Here is an 18,313-nt window from a genome sequence, read left to right on the forward strand (position 1 = left end):
CCAGCCGTGCCGCCTGGACACGTCGGCTCCGGTGTGGGGCGGTCGAGGCATGGTTCCTCCAGGTAGATTCGGGGCGCTCGTTCCGGTTAGGAATATACCGGAACGAGCGCCCCGCTTATCAAGAGCCTGGCTGCTCGGTGGTCACGTCCGGGGTTCTCGCGTTGACGTCTCGGCGGAGTCCGGTACGGCCAGGCCGGCCCGGATCACCGGGTAGACGCGGCGCATCAGTTCGCTGTCGCCGCGGAAGCGCCGCATCGCCTGCAGGCCGACGATCAGAGTCTTGATGTCGGCCGCATCCAGGTCGGGCCGTACGGTCCCCGCACGCTGGGCCTGGGTGAGGATCTCGGTCATCATTCCCGTGAACTCCTTCTCGGCGTCGGGCAGAGCCGCCGCCAGATCGAAGCCGCTCCCTGCGAAAGCTTCAGTGAGCCCCAGATCGGTCGCGCCTTGCTCGGCCATCTGGAAGAGGAACGCGTACAGCCCTTCTCCGGGGTCGGCCGCCGCCTGTGCGCGCGTCCACTCGACGATCTGCCGCAACCGGTCGGCCACGATTGCCTGGAACAACGATTCCTTGGTGGGGAAATGCCGGTACACCGTGCCCGCGCCCACTCCCGCGCGGCGGGCGATCTCGTCGATCGGGACGCCCGCACCCTCCTCGGCGAACGTCTCGTAGGCGACCTGCAACACGCGGGCCCGGTTACGGGCGGCGTCCGCGCGCAGCGGCCGGGATTTCTCAGTCACAACGGGTCTCCTTGACAACCGGGGCGCGCGTTCCGGTATGTTCCTAACCGGAACGAGCGCCCCGATTATATCTGGAGGAACCATGCCCCGACAGCGGTGGACCACCGCCGACGTGCCCGATCAGCGGGGCCGCGTCGCCGTGATCACCGGAGGCAACACCGGCATCGGCTTCGAGACCGCCAAGGTGCTCGCCGCACGCGGGGCGTCGGTGGTCCTCGCCGTACGGGACATGGACAAGGGCAAGCGGGCGGCAGCCGAGATCACGGCAGCCGCCCCAGACGCCGACGTCACGGTGCAACACCTCGATCTCGCTTCGCTGGCGTCGGTCCGCGCGGCCGCAGACGAACTGCGCTTCACCCGTGACCGCATCGACCTGTTGATCAACAACGCCGGACTCATGTACGCCCCGCAAGCGACCACGGTGGACGGCTTGGAGCTGCAGTTCGGCACCAATCACCTGGGCCACTTCGCTCTCACCGGGCTGCTGCTCGACAGAATGCTGCATGTCCCCGGCTCTCGCGTCGTCACCGTCAGCAGTGCAGGGCACCGGCAGGGCGGGCCGATCGACTTCGACGACCTCAACTGGAAGACCAGGAAGTACAGCCGGGTCGCCGCGTACGGGCACTCAAAGCTGGCCAACCTGATGTTCACCTACGAACTGCAGCGCAGGCTCGCGGGCAAGAGCGGGACCATCGCCGTCGCCGCGCACCCCGGAGGCTCCGACACTGGAGGGTCCAGAACGTCGGTTTCGCTGCAGCCCCTGTACTTCCGCGCGCTGTTCGCCCTGGTTCGGCCATTGCTGATCCAGCCCGCCGAGATGGGGGCGCTACCCCCGCTACGCGCCGCGACCGACCCGTCCGTCCAAGGCGGCCAGTACTACGGCCCCGCGGGCTTCCAGGAGAGCAAGGGGCACCCGAAGATCGTCAAGTCGAGCGCACAGTCCTACGACGAGGCCGCCCAGCGTCGGCTGTGGCTGATCTCAGAGAAACTGACCGCGGTGACGTTCCCGGTGTGACACACGCAGGTCGAGCGCACCCCCTCGTCATCCAGCACCTGCCCGGTCGTCGAGCACGCGCTGGTACACCTCGATCCGGAGTGCGGTGTCCTACTCCGGTTCGGCCAGCTGCTGGACCGACCGGGACAGTAGGCAGAACTCGTTGCCCTCCGGATCGGCCAGCACCACCCAGCTCACATCGGACGACTGTCCCACGTCTACTTGTCGCGCTCCCAGCGCCAGCAGGCGGTCGAGCTCATCGGACGACGACAGCCCGTCAGCGCGCAGATCGAAGTGCAGGCGGTTCTTGACTGTCTTGCCCTCGGGTACGGCGAAGACATCGATCATCGGCCACGACCGCTCGCTGTCGCCGATGGTGATGCCGCCGGGTTCTCGCTCGAGGATGGTCCAGCCGAGTACGGCACACCAGAAGTCGGCTACAACGTCAGGGTCGACGGCATCGATCGCGATGGCGGCGAGTCGGCTCGGCATTCGGTCATTGTCTCGCTCCGGTCAGCCCGACGTAGACGGCAACCGCGAGCTGCCTCGGCTCGAGTCCTAGGCATCCCCACTGAGAATCTGTCGGAGCCGCCTTGCCTCGGCTGCCACGCGAGCGGGCTTACGGAGCTCAGCAAGCCCGTCAAGCTCAGGGATCTTGAGGGTGCTCCCAGTCGCAGCGGCGCACTCCGAGCCGAGCACAAGCAGATCGGGCAGGCCCCTTGCACTGGGCTGGGCCGCCACAGCCGGGAGCGTTGAAGCCACTACACCGAGGACTTCACGCGGCAGTCCTGCCCGCGCCGCCTCGTTGAGCGAGGCGAGCAATCGGTTCGATTTGATCATCTGACCGATCCATAGGTCTCCCAGTAGAGCGCCGAGCTGCTTGGTGTCCAACAGGGTGCGCGTAGCAAGGGTGAAGATCGCGTCTATCGCGGCTACGCGGTTCTCCGGCCGCCCGGCAGCCAGCCCGTAAGCCACAGCAAGGTGGACGACCGGTCCGGGTCGGCCTGATGTCTCCGCCAGAAGGGGCAGAACTGGATTGATGCTTCGCGATCTGTCGGTGGCTTGCTGGTAGAGCCCAGGGATCGCGTGCGCTGCCACGATTTCGGAGTGATGTGGCAGGAGCGAGGGCCAGTAGGCCGCAGGTTCACCCGGCCCTTGCCAGCCGCCCGCGTAGCCGGCGAACGCCCGCACGTGGAATGGATCCGGTGTGGTGGTGAGCACCGTGTAGAGCGGAGATTGTCCGGGCTCGGATGCGGCACTGAAGTGGGGCGCTATCCGAGGCACCGGCATCTCGAAATTCGGGGAGCCGCTGAATTGCTCGGCATCGCCGATGTTCCGAACGGCGAAGCCTTCGAAGACCGGAAATTCGAGACGTCCAGCCCCGATATTGGCGACGAATGTTGTACCGGGTCGACCGGCTATGACCGGGTCAGTCTTGACAATCTCGCGTGCGGCTTCGACGGGCAGTCGGAGTAGTGCCTGTTCCAGATCCAACGGAAGCGGCACGGCAGCGAATTTGGCGTAGCTCTCAAGCCGCTGAACGAGTACGGCAGGGTCGATGCTTCCGTCGCCGCCTGTAGGTGTGGCGAGCAAGCACGGTATGCGTGCGCTGCCACTGACGAAATACTCGACGAGTTCGTGGGTCCGGTAGAGCGTGGCCCAATGAGGAGCCGGTGGAAACCCGTTGCGTCCGCGGTACAGCTCATCCATCACGAGGGCGCTTCGTCGGTCGCGTCCCAGCACCGCGTCGAAGAGGCAGCGCAACGCTCCGGGGACGGCACGTTGTTCCCATCCTTGAAGTTGCTCGGCTGGATAGCGGAGCGCCAAGGGTTTGAGCGCCTCAGCCAGAGCTTGTGGATCGCGGTCGTATTCGACCACGACTGCCTCCAGGATGCGTTCCGCGTCGAGCGGATCGACGGGACGATCTGCCAGTGCGGGGACGGAAAACTCGGCCAGTTCCCAGACTGACCCGATGGGCGGCGGCATGACTCGCGGCTGGTAGTCGGGCAGAGGTGGAATCTCAATGCCGGGGTGTGACGAGGTCTCCTCGGCGCCAAGAGCGCGCCGCGCTTCATCACGGAATGCGGCGTCGAGGTTGTTCGCTGCTTCCAGCAGTTCGGCCAGGAGTGCCGCGTCGGCGGCCTTCGCATGCTTGACGACCAGACGGACCGCGCGTTCCTGGACGGTGCTCCCGGGGTGCGTGAACGCAGTAGCCGCAGCACGCAGGACCTGGCCGGCTGTCGCAGGGTCACGGCGGGCGGCGGCGTCCAGCCAGGCCAGCTGTGTTGTGGCGAGATTCTTCTCCGGCCGGGCGAGGACCGCGACCGCGATGTCGAGCAGCACCTCCGTGTCGAGGCGGTCTGCATCGTCGAGGTCTCTCAGCGCCGCTTGGGCGATCTTCGCGACGGTGCCGGCGCCGCCGGCGGCGATACCGATGTATGTGCTCAGCCGGGGTGCGATCTCGTCCAACGTCGGCGCGAGTTCCTCATAGAGCATGACGAAGCCGCGCAGGTTTCCCGGCCGGTCACCGCGCAGCAGCTTGGCCAGACACAGGTCGAGCAGTTCACCGCGGTTCAGCACACCCTCATCGGTCAGCTTCGTCAGAGCTTTCGGCCATTCGTTGTCCGGACCGAATCGCGCCGCGTATTCGTCGGCGAGCGCAGTGCCGATGTCGGCGACCTCGAACAGGCGTGGAACGAACTCGGCCAGTCGCGGTTCCGCACCCAACCAGTCGAGCAGTGTGGTGTGGTGCGGAATCGATGGACGCGATCCGTGCTGCACGAGCCACTCGCGGACATCCGTACGGCCGGGCCGGTCGTAACGCACATTCCCGCCCTGACGGACCCACCCGACGATGTAACCGTCCGTCGCCGGTATCACCGCGCCAGACCAGAAGACCAGCCCATCGAGCACCTCCCACAGGTGTGGATCACCACTATCGGGAAGCCAGTTCGCCAGCCGAACCGCCAAGTCCTGCTGCCAGGCGTTGTCCCGATGCTCGGGGAGCAGGAGTTGCAGCACCGATCTGAGGTTCGGATTCGTGGAGCCCCCGCGCTCCAAGCACCAGGTCGCATCCTTCAACCAGTTGCTGGTGAGCCAGTTCAAAGCCTCTGCCGGGCTTCCAGAACTCATGATTCCGGCAAGGTAGAGCGGAGCGAGCTGATCGTAGGCCGCCGCGTACCTGCCCATGTCACCCGAGCGCAGTTCGCCGCGCAGTTCCGTGCGCAGGGCCTTGAGCTGCGGCCGGAGGTGCTTCAGTTCGGCGGGCGGAACGGAGGCCAGACGCTGAATCACTGGTTGCGGTATCCGCGCCGCGATCAACGCGCGAAGTTCTGACCACTCGATGCGGGCTGTCATATCGTCCGGTTCTCCTGAGGGTGGGTGGCAGGGTCGAGCGCCGCGGCGAGAATGTGCGTGCACGGTCCACGTCCGCCGGCGTACTCGGCCCACCATCGGCAGGTGCACGAAGCACGGTCACCGTCGAAGCGCACCTGGTAGCTGAACGAGCCGGCCCGCACAGTGCAGAGGTTCCCCGTGCGGTTCACAGCGCCCACGTCGACGAGCGAGCGGGCCGCGGCCAGGCGAGGGTTGTCCTTGATCGCACGTAGCGCGTCATAGGGCAACTCCCGGTGGAAGAACGCCGCCTCGGCGATGTCGTAGCCGACCCGCCCAGCGGTGCCGAGCTGGGTCAGCGCCGCACGGACCCGCTCACGGGACAGTCCTGAGGTCTCGGCCAGGGCATCCAGATCGATCCGGCCCTGGAAGTCGAGCAGCGCTCCCACGGTCTCGGCGTCGTCGAGCACCGTGTCCTCGGCCAGTGCCGTGAGCACCGCGCCTTCTCCGGAGAACCCGCGCGCGACCTCGGGCGAGAGAGCCAAGGTCAGTCGCATCCCAGGCAGGTCCAGCTGCCAGGCCGAGGCGGCGGGCCGCGTTCCGGTCGCACCACCCGGGCCGTACACGGTCAGTTGTCCACCGAACCGCAGCAGCGGAAGCAGTTCCTTGAGCCGATGCGTGCCGGAAAGGCCGACTGCACCCGACGCCGGCCGCGACGTGACCCGCAGCGACCGCGCCGACGGAAGTACCCACAACACCCCACGCTCTGCTTTCGGCAGCGTACGCAGGAACCGCGCCGCGTCCACGGCGGCAAGCTGCGCACGTGGATCGAATGCCGAGCAGATCGCCTGGACCTCGGCGAAGCCGCGCAGCCATCGATACGGGAGCGGCACCTTCCGCTCGACCACGGTCCCGTCGAAGGTCGTCACCGCCAGCGCCTCAGGGCCCACCTCCAGGCGCAGCGGATCGGCACCGCGTACCCGCGCGAGCGCAAGCCGAAGCGGATCGTTCACGTCAACATTCGTCGTCCCGCGAGCCAACCGCTCACCGTCCAAAGCCTCGCTCAGAACATCGAGACGCGCATAGACGCCACAGCAGGCCGAGAACGCCTCAAACCGCAGCCGCTCCCCGTCGCAGGTGACCACAGGGTCCCGCGTCCAAGTCGGGCGCGGTTGGTGATAGCGGGTGCCGGCCACATTCGCCACGGCCAACAACGCCACTGCCGCAGTCTCGGCCTCAGCCAGGTACCCGGTGAAGAACCGTGGATGTGCCGACTCCCCGCAACTGTTCGTCCCACCCGAGGTCTGCAGATCAAGCCCGCCTGTACTCGAAAGGCCGGACGCTCGCGCGTACGCATACGACTGTGAATTCGATGGCACGATTCGGACCATAACGATGCCTAACGACAATCCATGCTCAACGAGGCAGGCCCAGTGACCAGCACAAGCTGTGGGCGATGAGCCGCAGGTCAGTGCAGGTCTACCTGGAACGCGTGACGGTGGTCGGCGGGACAGGTGAAGACGCGCAGGTCTCCCCACCGGCCGACGACAACCCCTGTCTCGTCGTCGCTGGCCACGGTGAACAGGAGCGTCATGGCCGTGCCGCAGTCACCGCAGGCGAAGGTTGTGGGGTGCGTCAGGTGCCAGGTTGGCCAGCCGCCGAGTTTCCAGCCGGCGAGGCGGGCGATGACGTCACCGCCGTCGCCGGTCTCGCGGACCAGTTCCTCAAGCCGCGGACGGAGTTCTGCGGGCAGCTCCTCACGGAAAGGGAGGTCGGTCACGCGCTCAGCGGTTATGGCGCACGCCTGCGGCAGGTAGCCGTCCTCCTCATACCGCGAGGGCGCCGGTGGAGTCGCCAATTGGCTGATCACGTCAGCGGCCCGGCGCCATCGCAGCTCAAGCACAGGGCTGGCGTCGGCCTGCCGGGCCGGAGGATCCCAGTGTTCATTGGGACACCAAAGGATCTGCAAGAGGTCGATGTCGGCGGGCCACCAGGGTCCCGGCGCGTCGCGGCGGAAGATCTGTGCGACCGGCACCATGGCCGTGCCGGGCACGCCGACGGGGCTTTTCTCGTCGGGCAAGGAGCACTCGGGCCACGGTTCGTCACTCGGCCATAACAGTGGTCCGCCGATGGAACTGTTCCGGCGGTCCGGCTCTGCCCGCTCAGGATGGAGGAGGACTGCGTCGCGCGCATGGGGAGCGAGTTCGGGAAGTACGGCAAGTATCGCTTCGATCGTCGGTCTGGGGGTGCGGGTCATCGTGCCTTCCGGTCAGCTGGTCGTCGATCGCTCGCAGCGTATAGGTCAGCCGTAGCCGGCCCAGCAGGCCAGGGGCACCGCGCGAGATGTCAGGCCCGGAGATCGCGGTATCCGGGCCCTGCCGCGTCACCGGCGCGGCGCCTGCCACCGGGTGTCGAGATGGCCGTGCCGCATTCGGCCTACCAGGCGGACGTGCAGCGTCTCCGGCGTGTTGTCGCCCGCGTCCCTGCTGATCGCCAGGCTGCTGTGCCGTACCGACAGCTCGTTGGCGTCCACCACCATGCCCGGCGCGAGGACCAGCTCCACGTTGCCGCCGGTCACCCGCAGCTCGATGACCAGCTCGGGTGCGCTGCGCACCGCGCTGGTCAGGTCCAGCATCACGTCGCACCACGCGGTGCGCAGCGCCAGCCGGTGCGGCAGCGTCCACCGGCCGTCGCGGCGCACCGAGCCGTGCCGCTCCTTGATCGTGAGCAGTTCGGCGGCCGGCGTCCCGGCGAACGGCAGCGTGAGCGCGCCGTCGCTGCCTGGCACCGCGATCAGATCGGCGGTGAGCGGGGCCAGTGCGTCGATGGTGCGGGCGGCCAGTGCCGCGTCCAGCCGCTCGTCGAACTCGACCGGGTCGAGCCGGCCGTCGGCGACGGCGGCGCGCAGCAGTTCGATGACCCGGTCGCGGTCCGCGTCGGACGCGCGCAGCGCGGGTGAGCTGGACGGATCTGCCGGCATCCGGCCTCCTCGGCGGCGACGTGGTGGCACCGGGCCATCGACATTCTATGGTGGTGATGCTGTTTTGACGGGAATGGTGATCCCTCCTGCCTTCTTGCGTATTCGCCCGTCTCGCAGCGGAATCGATGACTGATTGGTCTAAGGAGACACATACGTAGGCGATTTTGCGGACCGCCACGGTCGTGGACAGCACGGCTGCGTCGATCGGGGGATCACGCGGCCGACCGATCCCGGTACGACTTACCGCTCGGTGTCCTGGGGATACCAGCGCAGTTCGACGGTATTGCGGTCGGGGTCCTGAACGTATAGCGACTGCGCGTCGCCACGCGCGCCGAACCGGCGGACCGGCCCCTCCAGCACGGTGAAGACGCCGGAATCGATTACGTGCTGCCAGTCCACAGGATCCACGACAAGGCAGATGTGGTCCACGTTCGATTCGCCACGCGGGCGGTCGACCAGGTCGATGATGGTGGATTCGTTGACCCGTACCGATGGGAAGGGCGCCTTACCCGCCCGCCACTCCGCAACCCGCACCTCCGCGAGTCCGAGTGTTTCCGAGTAGAACTCCAGTGCTCGCTCAACATCCCGCACGTTGAGAACCAGGTGATCAAACGCTTTTACGTGCACCGATGAACTCCTTTATCGACTGCCTCATCAGGATTGGAGGACTGGTTTATTCGCGGGCGGCCAAGGCATCGTCGGGGACGGTGCGTGAGGCCCTCTGGCGGGTGCTGAGTGTGAGGAGCAGCGAAGCCGCTGTCAGCGCCACGCCGAACCAGACGACACTTGTGACACCGAGATGATCGGCGAACAGTCCGCCGAAAAGCGCCCCCAGCGCAATGGATGTGTTATATGCCATGGTGTTGAGTGACATCGCGGCTTCGAAGGTGTCGGGCGCGGCGGCCTGCGTCATGTTGACCTGGCACAACTGGACGACGCCGAAGGAAACTCCCCAGAGAATCAGCGAGATCATCGAACCGGCCTGCCCGCGACCGATCGTGAGCAGCAACAGCAAGGACACCACGAGTCCCGCGCAGCCGACGATGAAGCTGCCCCTCAAATTCTTGTTCACCGTGTGTCCGGCGATGAAGTTTCCGGCCGCCCCTCCTGCGCCATAAACCATCAGCACCACGGTGATGAACAAGGGTGCGGCGGATGAAGTGCCCTCCAGGTAGGGGCGCACAAAGGTGTACGCACCGAAATGGCCGAGCACGAACAGTACGACGGTGAACAGCACCAAACGGAGCGGCACGTTCTTGAGTGGGAGCCCGAAGACCTCCCGAACAGAAACCGCGTTCGCCGACGGCAGCGATGGAATGACGGCGACGACCGCGAGGAACACCAACGCGCTGAGGCCGGCCCAGATGAGGAACGTGGTTCGCCAGTCGGTGAGGCTTTCCAGGACTGTTCCGAGCGGTATGCCCACGACCGCCGCGATCGAGATGCCGGACATCACGATCGCGGCTGCCCTGCTCGCGTGGCGTTCCGGAACGAGGCGCATCGCCATGCTCACGCCTATCGCCCAGAACACGCCGCTGGCGAATCCCATGATGAGCCGTGTCGTCAAGATCAGCGCATAGTTCGGCGAGATGGAGGTGATCACGTTTCCGAGGGTCAGTATCACCAGGAGCGTGGACAGCAGGGCGCGTCGGTTGACGCGCCTGGTCCAGGCCACGATGAACGGCACGCCCAGGCCGGCGGAGACGCCGTACAGAGTAACCATCAGTCCGGCAACGCCCACTGATATGCCCAGGCTTGTGCTTACCGGGGTAAGTAGGCCGACGGGCATCAACTCGGTGGTCAGGAAGGCGAACAGACTGGCCGTGATCGCTGAAACACCCAGCCAGGATCTGAAGGTCGAGTGCGGGCGTTCGTCGTATGTGGCCATTTTCTTCTTTCTGATTGTTTCTAGGTCGAAGGCTTTTAGATGACTGAATGAACTGCGTTATTCAGCTCCTCTTCGCTCTGACGCGTTCCTGCGCCCACAACACGAAAGTCGCGGTGGACAGCGCCGCCGAGCAGGCTCACCCCGGTCCACCCGGCTCCGGCCCAGGCAACGGAGGTCAGCAGTGATCCGGCGGCGCTGACGAAGCGGTCATGAGCGCGGAGTTGAGCCGGTTGGCCGGCCAGGGCGATGCAGTCGCGGAGGGGCCGCCGTGGTGGGCACACGCTTCAGGGTTTCCGTCATGCGTTCAAGGGTGCGCGAGCCTCGATCAATGAGTCCAACACATAATTTTCATCGTGATCGATCGTGAGGCACGATGGTTGGATGGAGCTGCAGCAGCTGAGGTATGTCGTCGCGGTCGCGGAAACCAGCAACTTCACCAGGGCGGCCGAGCGCTGCCGGGTGGTCCAATCGGCGCTCAGTCATCAGATCGCCGCTTTGGAACGGGAGCTGGGCGCTCGGTTGTTCGAGCGCACCAGCCGCCGCGTACGGCTGACGCCGGCCGGAGAGGCGTTCCTGCCTGCGGCCCGGGATTGCCTGGAGGCCGCGGACCGCGCGCGGGCCGAGGTCGCGGCCGCCAGTGGGGAGATCCGAGGACGGCTCGCCGTCGGCGCAATCCCCACGGTGGCGGCCGTCAACCTGCCGGTCGTCCTGAGGGACTACCGTCGGCGCCATCCGCGGGTGCACGTCACGCTCACCTCGGCGGGCAGCGATGCTCTGATCGAGCGGGTCCGGCAGGGCGGCGTCGACGTCGCGTTCCTCGGCCTGCCGCCCCGCGCGGAACCGAAGGGCGTCCAGAGCCGCAGGCTCGGCGGAGGCGAACTGGTCGCCGTGGTCGCACCGGATTACCCCCGGGCGGAGAACGAGGTGGACCTGCAGAGCCTGGCGGACGAACCGTTCATTGACTTCCGCGCCGGCGCGGCCGGGCGCGCACAGTCAGACGAGGCCTTCGCGGCCGCAGGGGTACGACGTGAGGTGCCCTTCGAGGTGTCGTCCGCCGACTTCATGGTCGATCTGGTACGGCAGGGCCTCGGCGTGGGCATGCTGCCGGCCGCGTACGCGCCGCGCTTCCCCGACCTGCGCATCATCCGTCTTCGCGATGCTCCCACGCGGATGGAGCACCTGATCTGGGGTAACCGACCGTCCCCGGCGGCCGTGGCCTTCCTCGAGTTGATTCGCGTTGGTCATGCGGAGAGCGTCTCTCTGCCGAGCCGCGGCGGGCGGGAGACGCTCCCTGCGTGATCACCCATTGCTTCGTTGCCGACGCTGGGCTGATCTTGCGATGCTCCGGGCCGGAACGTGCATCCGGGCTTTACCGCACCGTGCGGAAGAAGGCCCGGATGTCCTCTACGAGCAGTTCAGGCGCCTCCATGGCGGCGAAGTGGCCGCCCCGGTCGAATTCCGACCAGTGCACGACCTTGTGGTCGCGTTCGGCGATCCGGCGGACGCCCGGGTCACCCGGGAAGACGGCGACGCCGTGCGGCAGCGGCGAGTACTCGGCGGCCTTGCCCCATGACTTCTGGGTCTCCTTGTAGAGGCGGGCCGACGATGCGGCGGTCCCGGTGAACCAGTAGACGCTGATGTCGGTGAGCAACTGGTCGACGTCGACCGCGTCTTCGGGAAGTTCCCGCGCCGGGTCGGTCCACTCCTTGAACTTCTCGGCGATCCACGCCAGCTGCGCGGCGGGAGAGTCGTGCAGGCCGAACGCCAGTGTCTGCGGCCGGGTCGCCTGTATCACCGCGTAGCCCGCGCGGTCTTGGTCCTGGTACTGGCCGAGTCGGGCGAGCTCGGCCTCGGTAAGCCCCTCGAACTCGGCCGGGTCGCCCGTCGGGAAGCCGAGGCCGCCGTTGACGTGCACACCCACGACGTGCGCGGAGTCGGCGCGGCCGAGCATCGGTGAGATGACCGCGCCGCTGTCCCCGCCCTGCGCGCCGTAGCGGTGGTAGCCCAGGCGACGCATCAGCTCGGCCCACGCCCCGGCGACCCGGTTCAGATCCCAGCCGGTCTCGGTGGTCGGCCCGGAGAAGCCGAACCCGGGGATCGACGGGGCGACGACGTGGAACGCGTCGGCCGGCTCGCCGCCGTGCGCGGCAGGCTCGGTGAGCGGCCCGATGACCTTCGTGAACTCGGCGACCGAGCCGGGCCAGCCGTGCGTGATGATCAGCGGGAGCGCGTCCGGCTCGGGCGAGCGGACATGCAGGAAGTGGACGTTCTGCCCGTCGATGTGGGTCGTGAACTGCGGGAACGCGTTCAATCGCGCTTCGGCGGCGCGCCAGTCGAATCCGGTGCGCCAGTACTCGGCCAGCCGGCGCGCGTAGTCGACCGGGACGCCGTACGACCAGTCGACCCCGGGCAGTTCGTCCGGCCAACGGGTAGCGGCGAGCCGGTCGCGCAGGTCGTCAAGTTGCGCCTGCGGGACGTCGATACGGAACCGGTTGATCTGCGTGTCGTCGTTCATGTCCGTCACAGTAGGAGTCGGTTAGGACAGGTCCGGTCCTAGGATGGCCACCATGTTGGAGACATCGGCGCGGCTGCTGCGACTGCTGTCGCTCCTGCAGATGCCGAGGGACTGGCCGGGGGCGGACCTCGCCGAGCGGCTGGGCGTCTCGGCCCGGACCATCCGCCGCGACGTGGACCGGCTGCGCGAGCTCGGATACACCGTGCACGCCACCGCCGGGACGCCCGGGTACCGCCTCGGCGCCGGTACCGGGGTCCCGCCGCTGCTGCTCGACGACGACGAGGCCGTCGCGGTCGCTGTCGGACTCGGCACCGCCGCGGTCTCCGGCGTGGCGGGGATCGAGGAGACCTCGGTCCGCGCGCTGGTCAAACTCGAGCAGGTCCTCCCGCCCCGGCTCCGGCATCGCGTCAGCGCCCTGCGCTCGGCCACGGTCCCGTTGGCATCCCCGGCCGGCGCGATCGACCCGGCCCTGCTCACCGCGATCGCCACGGCCGTTCACGATCGGGAGAGCCTGCGGTTCGACTACCGTGCCCGCGACGGCGCCGAGGGCCGCCGCACCGCCGAGCCGCACCGGCTGGTGAGCTCGGGACGCCGCTGGTACCTGGTGGCATGGGACACCGGTCGGCGTGACTGGCGCACGTTCCGCGTCGACCGGATGCGGCTGCGCACGCCGAACGGGCCGCGCTTCGCTCCCCGCGAGCCGCCCGGCGGCGACCTCACCCGCTACGTGTCGGAGCAGATCTCTACCCATCCGTACCGTTACCGCGGCCGGTTCACGGTGCACGCACCCGCCGACGTCGTCGCCACCCGGATGCCGCCCACCGTCGCGGTGGTCGAACCGGCCGCGGACGACACGTGCGTGGTCAACGCCGGCTCCAACTCCCTCGACGAGCTTGCGGCGTGGGTCGCGCGACTCGGCGCCCCATTCGAGGTGCACGAGCCGCCCGAACTCATCGAACACGTCCGCGCGCTCGGCGCCCGCCTCCTCGACGCGGCGCGTTAGACGGCAGGCGGTGCGAGACGTTCGAAGGTCTGACCGCGGTCGATCGATCGGGTAGGGCCGGCCCATGTGGCCGGCCCTGCTTTTTCACCAGCGGATCAATCCGTCACGATCAACAGCCGGTCACTGCGGAGATTGAAGATCGCGGTGCCGCTCCACCCGATGCCGACCACACCGTCACGGGCCTGCCTGACGGCCAGGCGCCCAGACGTGAGGTCGCCGTCGGACGGCGGCCGGTCCGGCAGCCTCATCGAGTGCAGTAGCCGCCCGGTGTGCACGTCCAGCACGAGGAGATCGGTGCGCCCCTGCCGGGGCTGCCCCGTCCGTTCCGGCAGGGGCTGCCGCACGACGTACACCCTGTCCTGGACGATCAGGGGGCCGCCGAGGGTGGTGCCCTCGGTGGGCTCGTACGACCATGTCGGCCACCCGTCGCTCAGGCCGTACGCCTGAATGGGGTCGGAGAGGGCTCGGTCGGTCGTGGCGAGCGTCAGCAGTACGCCGCTTCCCGCACCCACCGTCACATGGTCGTCGGGGATCCGCAGCGTGTGGATCGCGGGCTTCGGACCGGAGAGGTCGACGACCGCGCCCTGACCGTATTGCTGCCAAAGACCCGTGGCCAGGGTGTGGTCGTCGGCCGGCTGAAAGTCGTTCAGCCCTTGGGGAAGCCGCCAGCGCTCGGTGCCGCGTCCTGCGTCCAGGGCGACGAGAGAGACGCTGTCGCCACCACACCGCTGGGGTGTCACGAGCACTCCGGGCATCGCATAGCGGACTCCGGACCTCCACTCGCATCCCTCGGGGGCCATGGCCGTCCACAGGAGGGCCCCGTCATTCTCCGAGAAGGCGTCCAGCCGGTGCCGATTCGCGGTCACCACCCGGCCGTCCGTCGCTCGTACGTCGTCGAAGGCAGCGGAGCCGCCGTCGTACGGGGCCTCGGCGTGCCAGCGCGGTCGCCCACTGCGCGGGTCGACGCCGACGACCACGTCGTCCTTCCACCACAGCGCCACGGTGCCGTCCGCGAAGCTCACCTCGCCGAGTTCCGCGCCGTCGCGGCCGTAGCGCCAATAGTCATTGCCGGTGCGCAGATCTCGGGCCACCACCCCGTCGCTCGACGGGTCGATCGTGAGGCCCCCGAGCACACCGTACGTGTCGGAGGTGGTCCGCATCACCCGGCTCGGCGCAGACGGCGCCTCGTTCCCCAGCGCCTCCGGGAACGCCCCCTGCGCGCCGCTGATGTGTTCGTGGAATCGCGTCAGGTGCGTCCAAACCAGCCATCCGGAGACGGCCAGCGCCAGCGCGGCGACGACGATCAACGGACCGCGTGCCGCGCGCAGGGCACGTCCGGCCGGCTCCTGCTCGCCCGCCCGGCGCTCGGGCTCCGGCATCTCCTCATGGCCCTGCCGAACCCGGCCGTCAACGCGGTCCGCTCCCTGTGACATGACCATGGACTCTAAGGGACTGGTAAGCGCCGACCCGGGGGTTTGTTTCGTCAGGGACACCACTGGAGCGCCCGCATCGACGAAGCCACCGACACCGAAGGCGCTCATGTCACCGCCGTATGGGCCGGCTCGCCTGTCGAGTAGGTGGCGGGGTAGTCGGTTGTCGCCATGGTTCGGCAAAATTGCCGATGTGCGAGTGGGATTGCTCGGGCCCTTCGAGGTCCGGAACGGTGACGGGGCTGTGGTGGAGGTTCCTGGTGCTCGGTTGCGCGCGCTGCTGGCAGCGCTCGCTCTCGAACCCGGCCGGATCGTCACGCGTGCGAGGCTGGTGGACTGGATTTGGGGGGACCAGCCGCCCGCGGACGAGGTGAATGCCTTGCAGGCTTTGGTGTCCAGGCTGCGCAGGGTGTTGCCGGACGGTGTGATCGAGGCGGATTCCGGCGGGTATCGGCTGGCCGTGGCTCCTGATGCCGTGGACGTGGGCCGGTTCGAGCGCCTGGTCGGTCAGGCCCGTGCCGCCGAGCCCGCGGCACGGGCGGATCTGCTGCACTCCGCCTTGGCGTTGTGGCGCGGTACGGCAATGGCGGACATCGCACTGCAGGACAGCGAAGCGTTCGACGCAGCTGTCGCGCGTCTGGACGAACTCCACGTTGCCGCGCTCGGGGATCGGGTGGATGCGGATATTCGCCTCGGCCGCGGCTCGGAGATGGTCTCCGAGCTGACCGAGCTGGTCGCCGCGTATCCGCTGCGGGAGGGGTTCGTGGCGGCCTTGATGCGAGCGCTCGCGGAGGCGGGGCGTGGCAATGAGGCATTGAACCTGTACCAGCGGACGCGTGAGCTACTCGCTGAGGAGTTGGGCGCCGATCCGTCGGCCGAGCTTTCCGCGCTGCACACCGCGTTGCTGCGGGGTGAGCTGGGCGAGCGGGCGGAGAGCCGCAGGACGAACCTGCGCGCGGAGCTGACGAGTTTCGTCGGCAAGGACGATGACATCTCCGCGGTCGCCAATCTGGCCATCACGCACCGGCTGGTCACCTTGACGGGGGCGGGCGGCTCCGGCAAGACACGGCTGGCCACGGAGACCGCGCGGACGATGCTCGCCGAGTTGCCGGATGGGGCGTGGCTGGTCGAATTGGCCTCGGTGCGGGCGGGCGGCGAGCTGGCGCAGGCCGCCATTACCGCGATCGGCCTGCGAGACCAGGCATTGCTCGGTGGTGCCCGGGCTGGGGACCCTACGGATCGGCTCATCACCGCGGTCCGGGATCGCGCGATCCTGCTGATCCTGGACAACTGCGAGCACGTGATCGAGGCGGCCGCGGCTTTCGCGGATCGGCTTTTGGGGGAGTGCCGGAGGCTGCGGATCGTGGCCACGAGCAGGGAACCGCTCGGTATCACCGGGGAGGTGCTGTGGCAGGTCGAGCCACTCGCGCTGCCCGCGAAGGGAGCGGAGGCCTCCGAGGTCGGGGCCTCGCCCGCGGTGCGGCTGCTGCGGGATCGCGCGGATTTGGTGCGCAAGGACATCGGCTCTGACGTGCACACCTTGTCGGCCATGGCACGGATCTGCCGGGCCCTCGACGGGGTGCCGCTGGCGATCGAACTGGCCGCGGCGCGGCTGCGCACCATGTCCGTCGATCAGCTGGCACATCGGCTCGATGACCGATTCCGTCTGTTGACCAGCGGCAGCCGTACCGTGCTTGCCCGGCACAAGACGCTGCGCGCGGTCGTGGACTGGAGCTGGGACCTGTTGACCGAGGCCGAACGCGGCGTGCTGCGGCGGCTGTCGGTGTTCTCCGGCGGGGTGAGCCTGGAAGCGGCCGAACGGGTGTGCGAGGACGAGGCGTTCGCCGGGGAGCACGTATTCGACGTGCTGACCGCGTTGATCGACAAGTCGCTGCTGGTCGCCGACGGCGAGGGCATGCCGCGCTACCGGATGCTCAACACCATCAGGGAATACGCGGCGGACCGGCTCGCCGAAGCCGGGGAAACCGACCTGGCGCGCCGGGCGCACCTTGCCTACTTCACCGAGCTGGCCGAGACCGCCGACCCGCACCTGCGCCGGGCCGAACAGCTGGAATGGCTGTCCACGCTCGAGACCGAGCACGACAACATCAGCGCGGCCCTGCGCGGGGCGATCGCCGAGGGATGGGCCCAGGAGGCGATGCGGCTGGTCGCGGCCGTGGGCTGGTACTGGTACCTCAGTGGGCACAGGGCCGAGGGCACCGAGTTGAGCATCGCCGCGGCCTCGCTGGACGGTGAGGTGTCCGATGAGGTGCGGGCGATGGCGTACGCCATCGTGACAGTGTTCGTGACCTCCGGGTACGGCGATCAGTATCAGGCGCAGGAGTGGATCCTCCAGGCGCACCGGGTCATCCAGCGCAGCGGGTATCGCCACCCGCTGCTCGGGTTCGTCGAGCCGCTGGCGCGGATGCTGCAGGAGCCGACGGAGTTCCTGCCCGCGTTCGACCCGCTCATCGCCGGCGACGATCCGTGGGTGCGCGCGCAGGCCAGGCTCTCTCGTGGCCGATTGCGGCTCACGCTCGGCCGCGACGAGACGGACGTTGACACCGACATCGAGATCGCCCTCACCGAGTTCCGCACGCTGGGTGACCGGTGGGGGATCTCCTCAGCGCTGACGTTCCTGGCCGATCGGCTCGCCATGCGCGGCGAGTTCGCACGCGCGTGTGAGCACTTCGAAGAGGCGGTCGCGGCGCTGACCGAGGTAGGCGCGGCCGAGGACGTGGTCAGTGCGCGGGCGCGGCAGGCTCAGCTGTACTGGCTGCTCGGCGACGAGCGATCCAGCACGTCCGCCATGGCGGAAGCGCGGCGGTACGCAGGCGGGATCGCCTGGCCGGACGCGCTTGCCGAGCTGGCGCTTTCGGAGGCGCAACTGGCGCGCTGGCGCGGCGAGCCGGAGCAGGCGCACGAGCACCTGGCCGCGGTGTGGGCGCTCCTGCGCGACGCGGAAATAGGCGACTCCGTCCGCGCCAAGGCCATGGACCTTTACGGCTACCTCACCGAGGATCTCGACAAGGCCCTCGCGCATCGGACCGAGGCGCTCCGCGCGGCTATGGAGTACACGTATCCACCGCTGATCGCCGAGGTGTTGATCGGGATCGCGGATCTCGCGCTTCGCCAGGGACAGTACGAGCAGGCCGTGCGACTGCTCGCGGCGAGCGACGGTGTGCGTGGTGCGTCGGATCGTTCGCTGCCGGACGTTGCCAGGATCACCGGGGACACGCGTGATCGCCTCGGTGAAACGGTGTTCACCGAGGCGATTCGTGATGGTGAGCGGCGGGATTGGCGTGAGCTGGCCGAGGTCACCCTCGCTTGGTGAACGACTTGCGGGCCCACAGGTAGCCGATCAGCGCGAGGCCGGCGCACCAGGCGATCGCGGTGATGGTCGAGCTCGTTGATGGTGTGCCGGTGAGC

At 68.1% G+C, this 18,313-nt stretch carries 14 protein-coding genes; 4 read left to right on the forward strand and 10 right to left on the reverse strand.

Going from position 1 to position 18,313, the window contains the following annotated elements; genetic code table 11:
- Positions 1 to 141 precede the first annotated feature (141 nt).
- Positions 142 to 741, reverse strand: coding sequence for a TetR/AcrR family transcriptional regulator (locus Pph01_RS41510; protein ID WP_239117404.1), 600 nt, complete (start codon positions 739 to 741; stop codon positions 142 to 144).
- An 82-nt stretch (positions 742 to 823) separates the two neighbouring features.
- Between Pph01_RS41510 and Pph01_RS41515 the strand changes: the two genes are divergently transcribed.
- The gene (locus Pph01_RS41515) at positions 824 to 1,756 is read left to right on the forward strand and encodes an SDR family NAD(P)-dependent oxidoreductase (protein WP_204078765.1); all 933 of its coding nucleotides are present in this window, start codon (positions 824 to 826) and stop codon (positions 1,754 to 1,756) included.
- Positions 1,757 to 1,846: 90 nt separating this feature from the next.
- On the opposite strand, the gene Pph01_RS41520 is transcribed toward Pph01_RS41515, so the two are convergent.
- The 7 genes from Pph01_RS41520 to Pph01_RS41550 form a co-directional block, all read right to left on the reverse strand.
- Entirely contained in the window at positions 1,847 to 2,227 is a 381-nt protein-coding gene (locus tag Pph01_RS41520) for a VOC family protein (RefSeq protein ID WP_204078766.1), read from the reverse strand.
- A 66-nt stretch (positions 2,228 to 2,293) separates the two neighbouring features.
- Positions 2,294 to 5,092 carry a DUF6493 family protein gene (locus Pph01_RS41525; protein WP_204078767.1) on the reverse strand — a complete coding sequence of 933 codons (2,799 nt, stop codon included), beginning with the start codon at positions 5,090 to 5,092 and terminating at the stop codon, positions 2,294 to 2,296.
- Complete coding sequence (locus tag Pph01_RS41530) at positions 5,089 to 6,081, reverse strand: SWIM zinc finger family protein (protein WP_239117405.1); 993 nt, start codon at positions 6,079 to 6,081, stop codon at positions 5,089 to 5,091. Before Pph01_RS41530 ends, Pph01_RS41525 begins: the two co-directional genes overlap by 4 nt.
- Before the next feature lie 455 nt (positions 6,082 to 6,536).
- Positions 6,537 to 7,325 (reverse strand): YwqG family protein, encoded by a 789-nt coding sequence (locus Pph01_RS41535; protein ID WP_204078768.1) that lies wholly within the window; start codon positions 7,323 to 7,325, stop codon positions 6,537 to 6,539.
- Positions 7,326 to 7,451: 126 nt separating this feature from the next.
- Positions 7,452 to 8,048 carry a DUF1707 SHOCT-like domain-containing protein gene (locus tag Pph01_RS41540; protein WP_204078769.1) on the reverse strand — a complete coding sequence of 199 codons (597 nt, stop codon included), beginning with the start codon at positions 8,046 to 8,048 and terminating at the stop codon, positions 7,452 to 7,454.
- 240 nt (positions 8,049 to 8,288) lie between these two features.
- Positions 8,289 to 8,675, reverse strand: a complete 387-nt coding sequence (locus tag Pph01_RS41545; protein ID WP_204078770.1) for a VOC family protein — start codon at positions 8,673 to 8,675, stop codon at positions 8,289 to 8,291.
- A 46-nt stretch (positions 8,676 to 8,721) separates the two neighbouring features.
- Positions 8,722 to 9,936, reverse strand: a complete 1,215-nt coding sequence (locus Pph01_RS41550) for an MFS transporter (protein WP_204078771.1) — start codon at positions 9,934 to 9,936, stop codon at positions 8,722 to 8,724.
- A 381-nt stretch (positions 9,937 to 10,317) separates the two neighbouring features.
- On the opposite strand from Pph01_RS41550, the gene Pph01_RS41555 reads away from it, so the two are divergent.
- Complete coding sequence (locus Pph01_RS41555; RefSeq protein ID WP_204078772.1) at positions 10,318 to 11,235, forward strand: LysR family transcriptional regulator; 918 nt, start codon at positions 10,318 to 10,320, stop codon at positions 11,233 to 11,235.
- 70 nt (positions 11,236 to 11,305) lie between these two features.
- Here the strand turns inward: Pph01_RS41555 and Pph01_RS41560 are convergent, their stop codons facing one another.
- The gene (locus tag Pph01_RS41560; protein WP_204078773.1) at positions 11,306 to 12,451 is read right to left on the reverse strand and encodes an epoxide hydrolase family protein; all 1,146 of its coding nucleotides are present in this window, start codon (positions 12,449 to 12,451) and stop codon (positions 11,306 to 11,308) included.
- Positions 12,452 to 12,503: 52 nt separating this feature from the next.
- Here Pph01_RS41560 and Pph01_RS41565 point away from each other — a divergent pair, with 52 nt between their 5' ends.
- Positions 12,504 to 13,454: a helix-turn-helix transcriptional regulator gene (locus tag Pph01_RS41565; RefSeq protein ID WP_204078774.1), complete on the forward strand. Its 951-nt coding sequence runs from the start codon at positions 12,504 to 12,506 to the stop codon at positions 13,452 to 13,454.
- 95 nt (positions 13,455 to 13,549) lie between these two features.
- On the opposite strand, the gene Pph01_RS41570 is transcribed toward Pph01_RS41565, so the two are convergent.
- Entirely contained in the window at positions 13,550 to 14,887 is a 1,338-nt protein-coding gene (locus tag Pph01_RS41570) for an outer membrane protein assembly factor BamB family protein (RefSeq protein WP_204078775.1), read from the reverse strand.
- A 265-nt stretch (positions 14,888 to 15,152) separates the two neighbouring features.
- On the opposite strand from Pph01_RS41570, the gene Pph01_RS41575 reads away from it, so the two are divergent.
- On the forward strand, positions 15,153 to 18,218 hold the full coding sequence (locus Pph01_RS41575; RefSeq protein ID WP_239117406.1) for an AfsR/SARP family transcriptional regulator: 3,066 nt from the start codon (positions 15,153 to 15,155) through the stop codon (positions 18,216 to 18,218).
- The last annotated feature ends 95 nt before the right edge of the window (positions 18,219 to 18,313 follow it).

It is taken from the genome of Planotetraspora phitsanulokensis (assembly GCF_016863295.1).
GTDB lineage: Bacteria > Actinomycetota > Actinomycetes > Streptosporangiales > Streptosporangiaceae > Planotetraspora > Planotetraspora phitsanulokensis.

What these genes read in the sequence shown, in the direction of transcription:
- Pph01_RS41535 (WP_204078768.1), bottom strand. Translation starts at nt 7,325, where the DNA reads ATGACCCGCACCCCCAGACCGACGATCGAAGCGATACTTGCCGTACTT.
- Pph01_RS41570 (WP_204078775.1), bottom strand. Translation starts at nt 14,887, where the DNA reads ATGTCACAGGGAGCGGACCGCGTTGACGGCCGGGTTCGGCAGGGCCAT.
- Pph01_RS41515 (WP_204078765.1), top strand. Translation starts at nt 824, where the DNA reads ATGCCCCGACAGCGGTGGACCACCGCCGACGTGCCCGATCAGCGGGGC.
- Pph01_RS41555 (WP_204078772.1), top strand. Translation starts at nt 10,318, where the DNA reads ATGGAGCTGCAGCAGCTGAGGTATGTCGTCGCGGTCGCGGAAACCAGC.
- Pph01_RS41560 (WP_204078773.1), bottom strand. Translation starts at nt 12,451, where the DNA reads ATGAACGACGACACGCAGATCAACCGGTTCCGTATCGACGTCCCGCAG.
- Pph01_RS41540 (WP_204078769.1), bottom strand. Translation starts at nt 8,048, where the DNA reads ATGCCGGCAGATCCGTCCAGCTCACCCGCGCTGCGCGCGTCCGACGCG.
- Pph01_RS41520 (WP_204078766.1), bottom strand. Translation starts at nt 2,227, where the DNA reads ATGCCGAGCCGACTCGCCGCCATCGCGATCGATGCCGTCGACCCTGAC.
- Pph01_RS41525 (WP_204078767.1), bottom strand. Translation starts at nt 5,092, where the DNA reads ATGACAGCCCGCATCGAGTGGTCAGAACTTCGCGCGTTGATCGCGGCG.
- Pph01_RS41550 (WP_204078771.1), bottom strand. Translation starts at nt 9,936, where the DNA reads ATGGCCACATACGACGAACGCCCGCACTCGACCTTCAGATCCTGGCTG.
- Pph01_RS41565 (WP_204078774.1), top strand. Translation starts at nt 12,504, where the DNA reads ATGTTGGAGACATCGGCGCGGCTGCTGCGACTGCTGTCGCTCCTGCAG.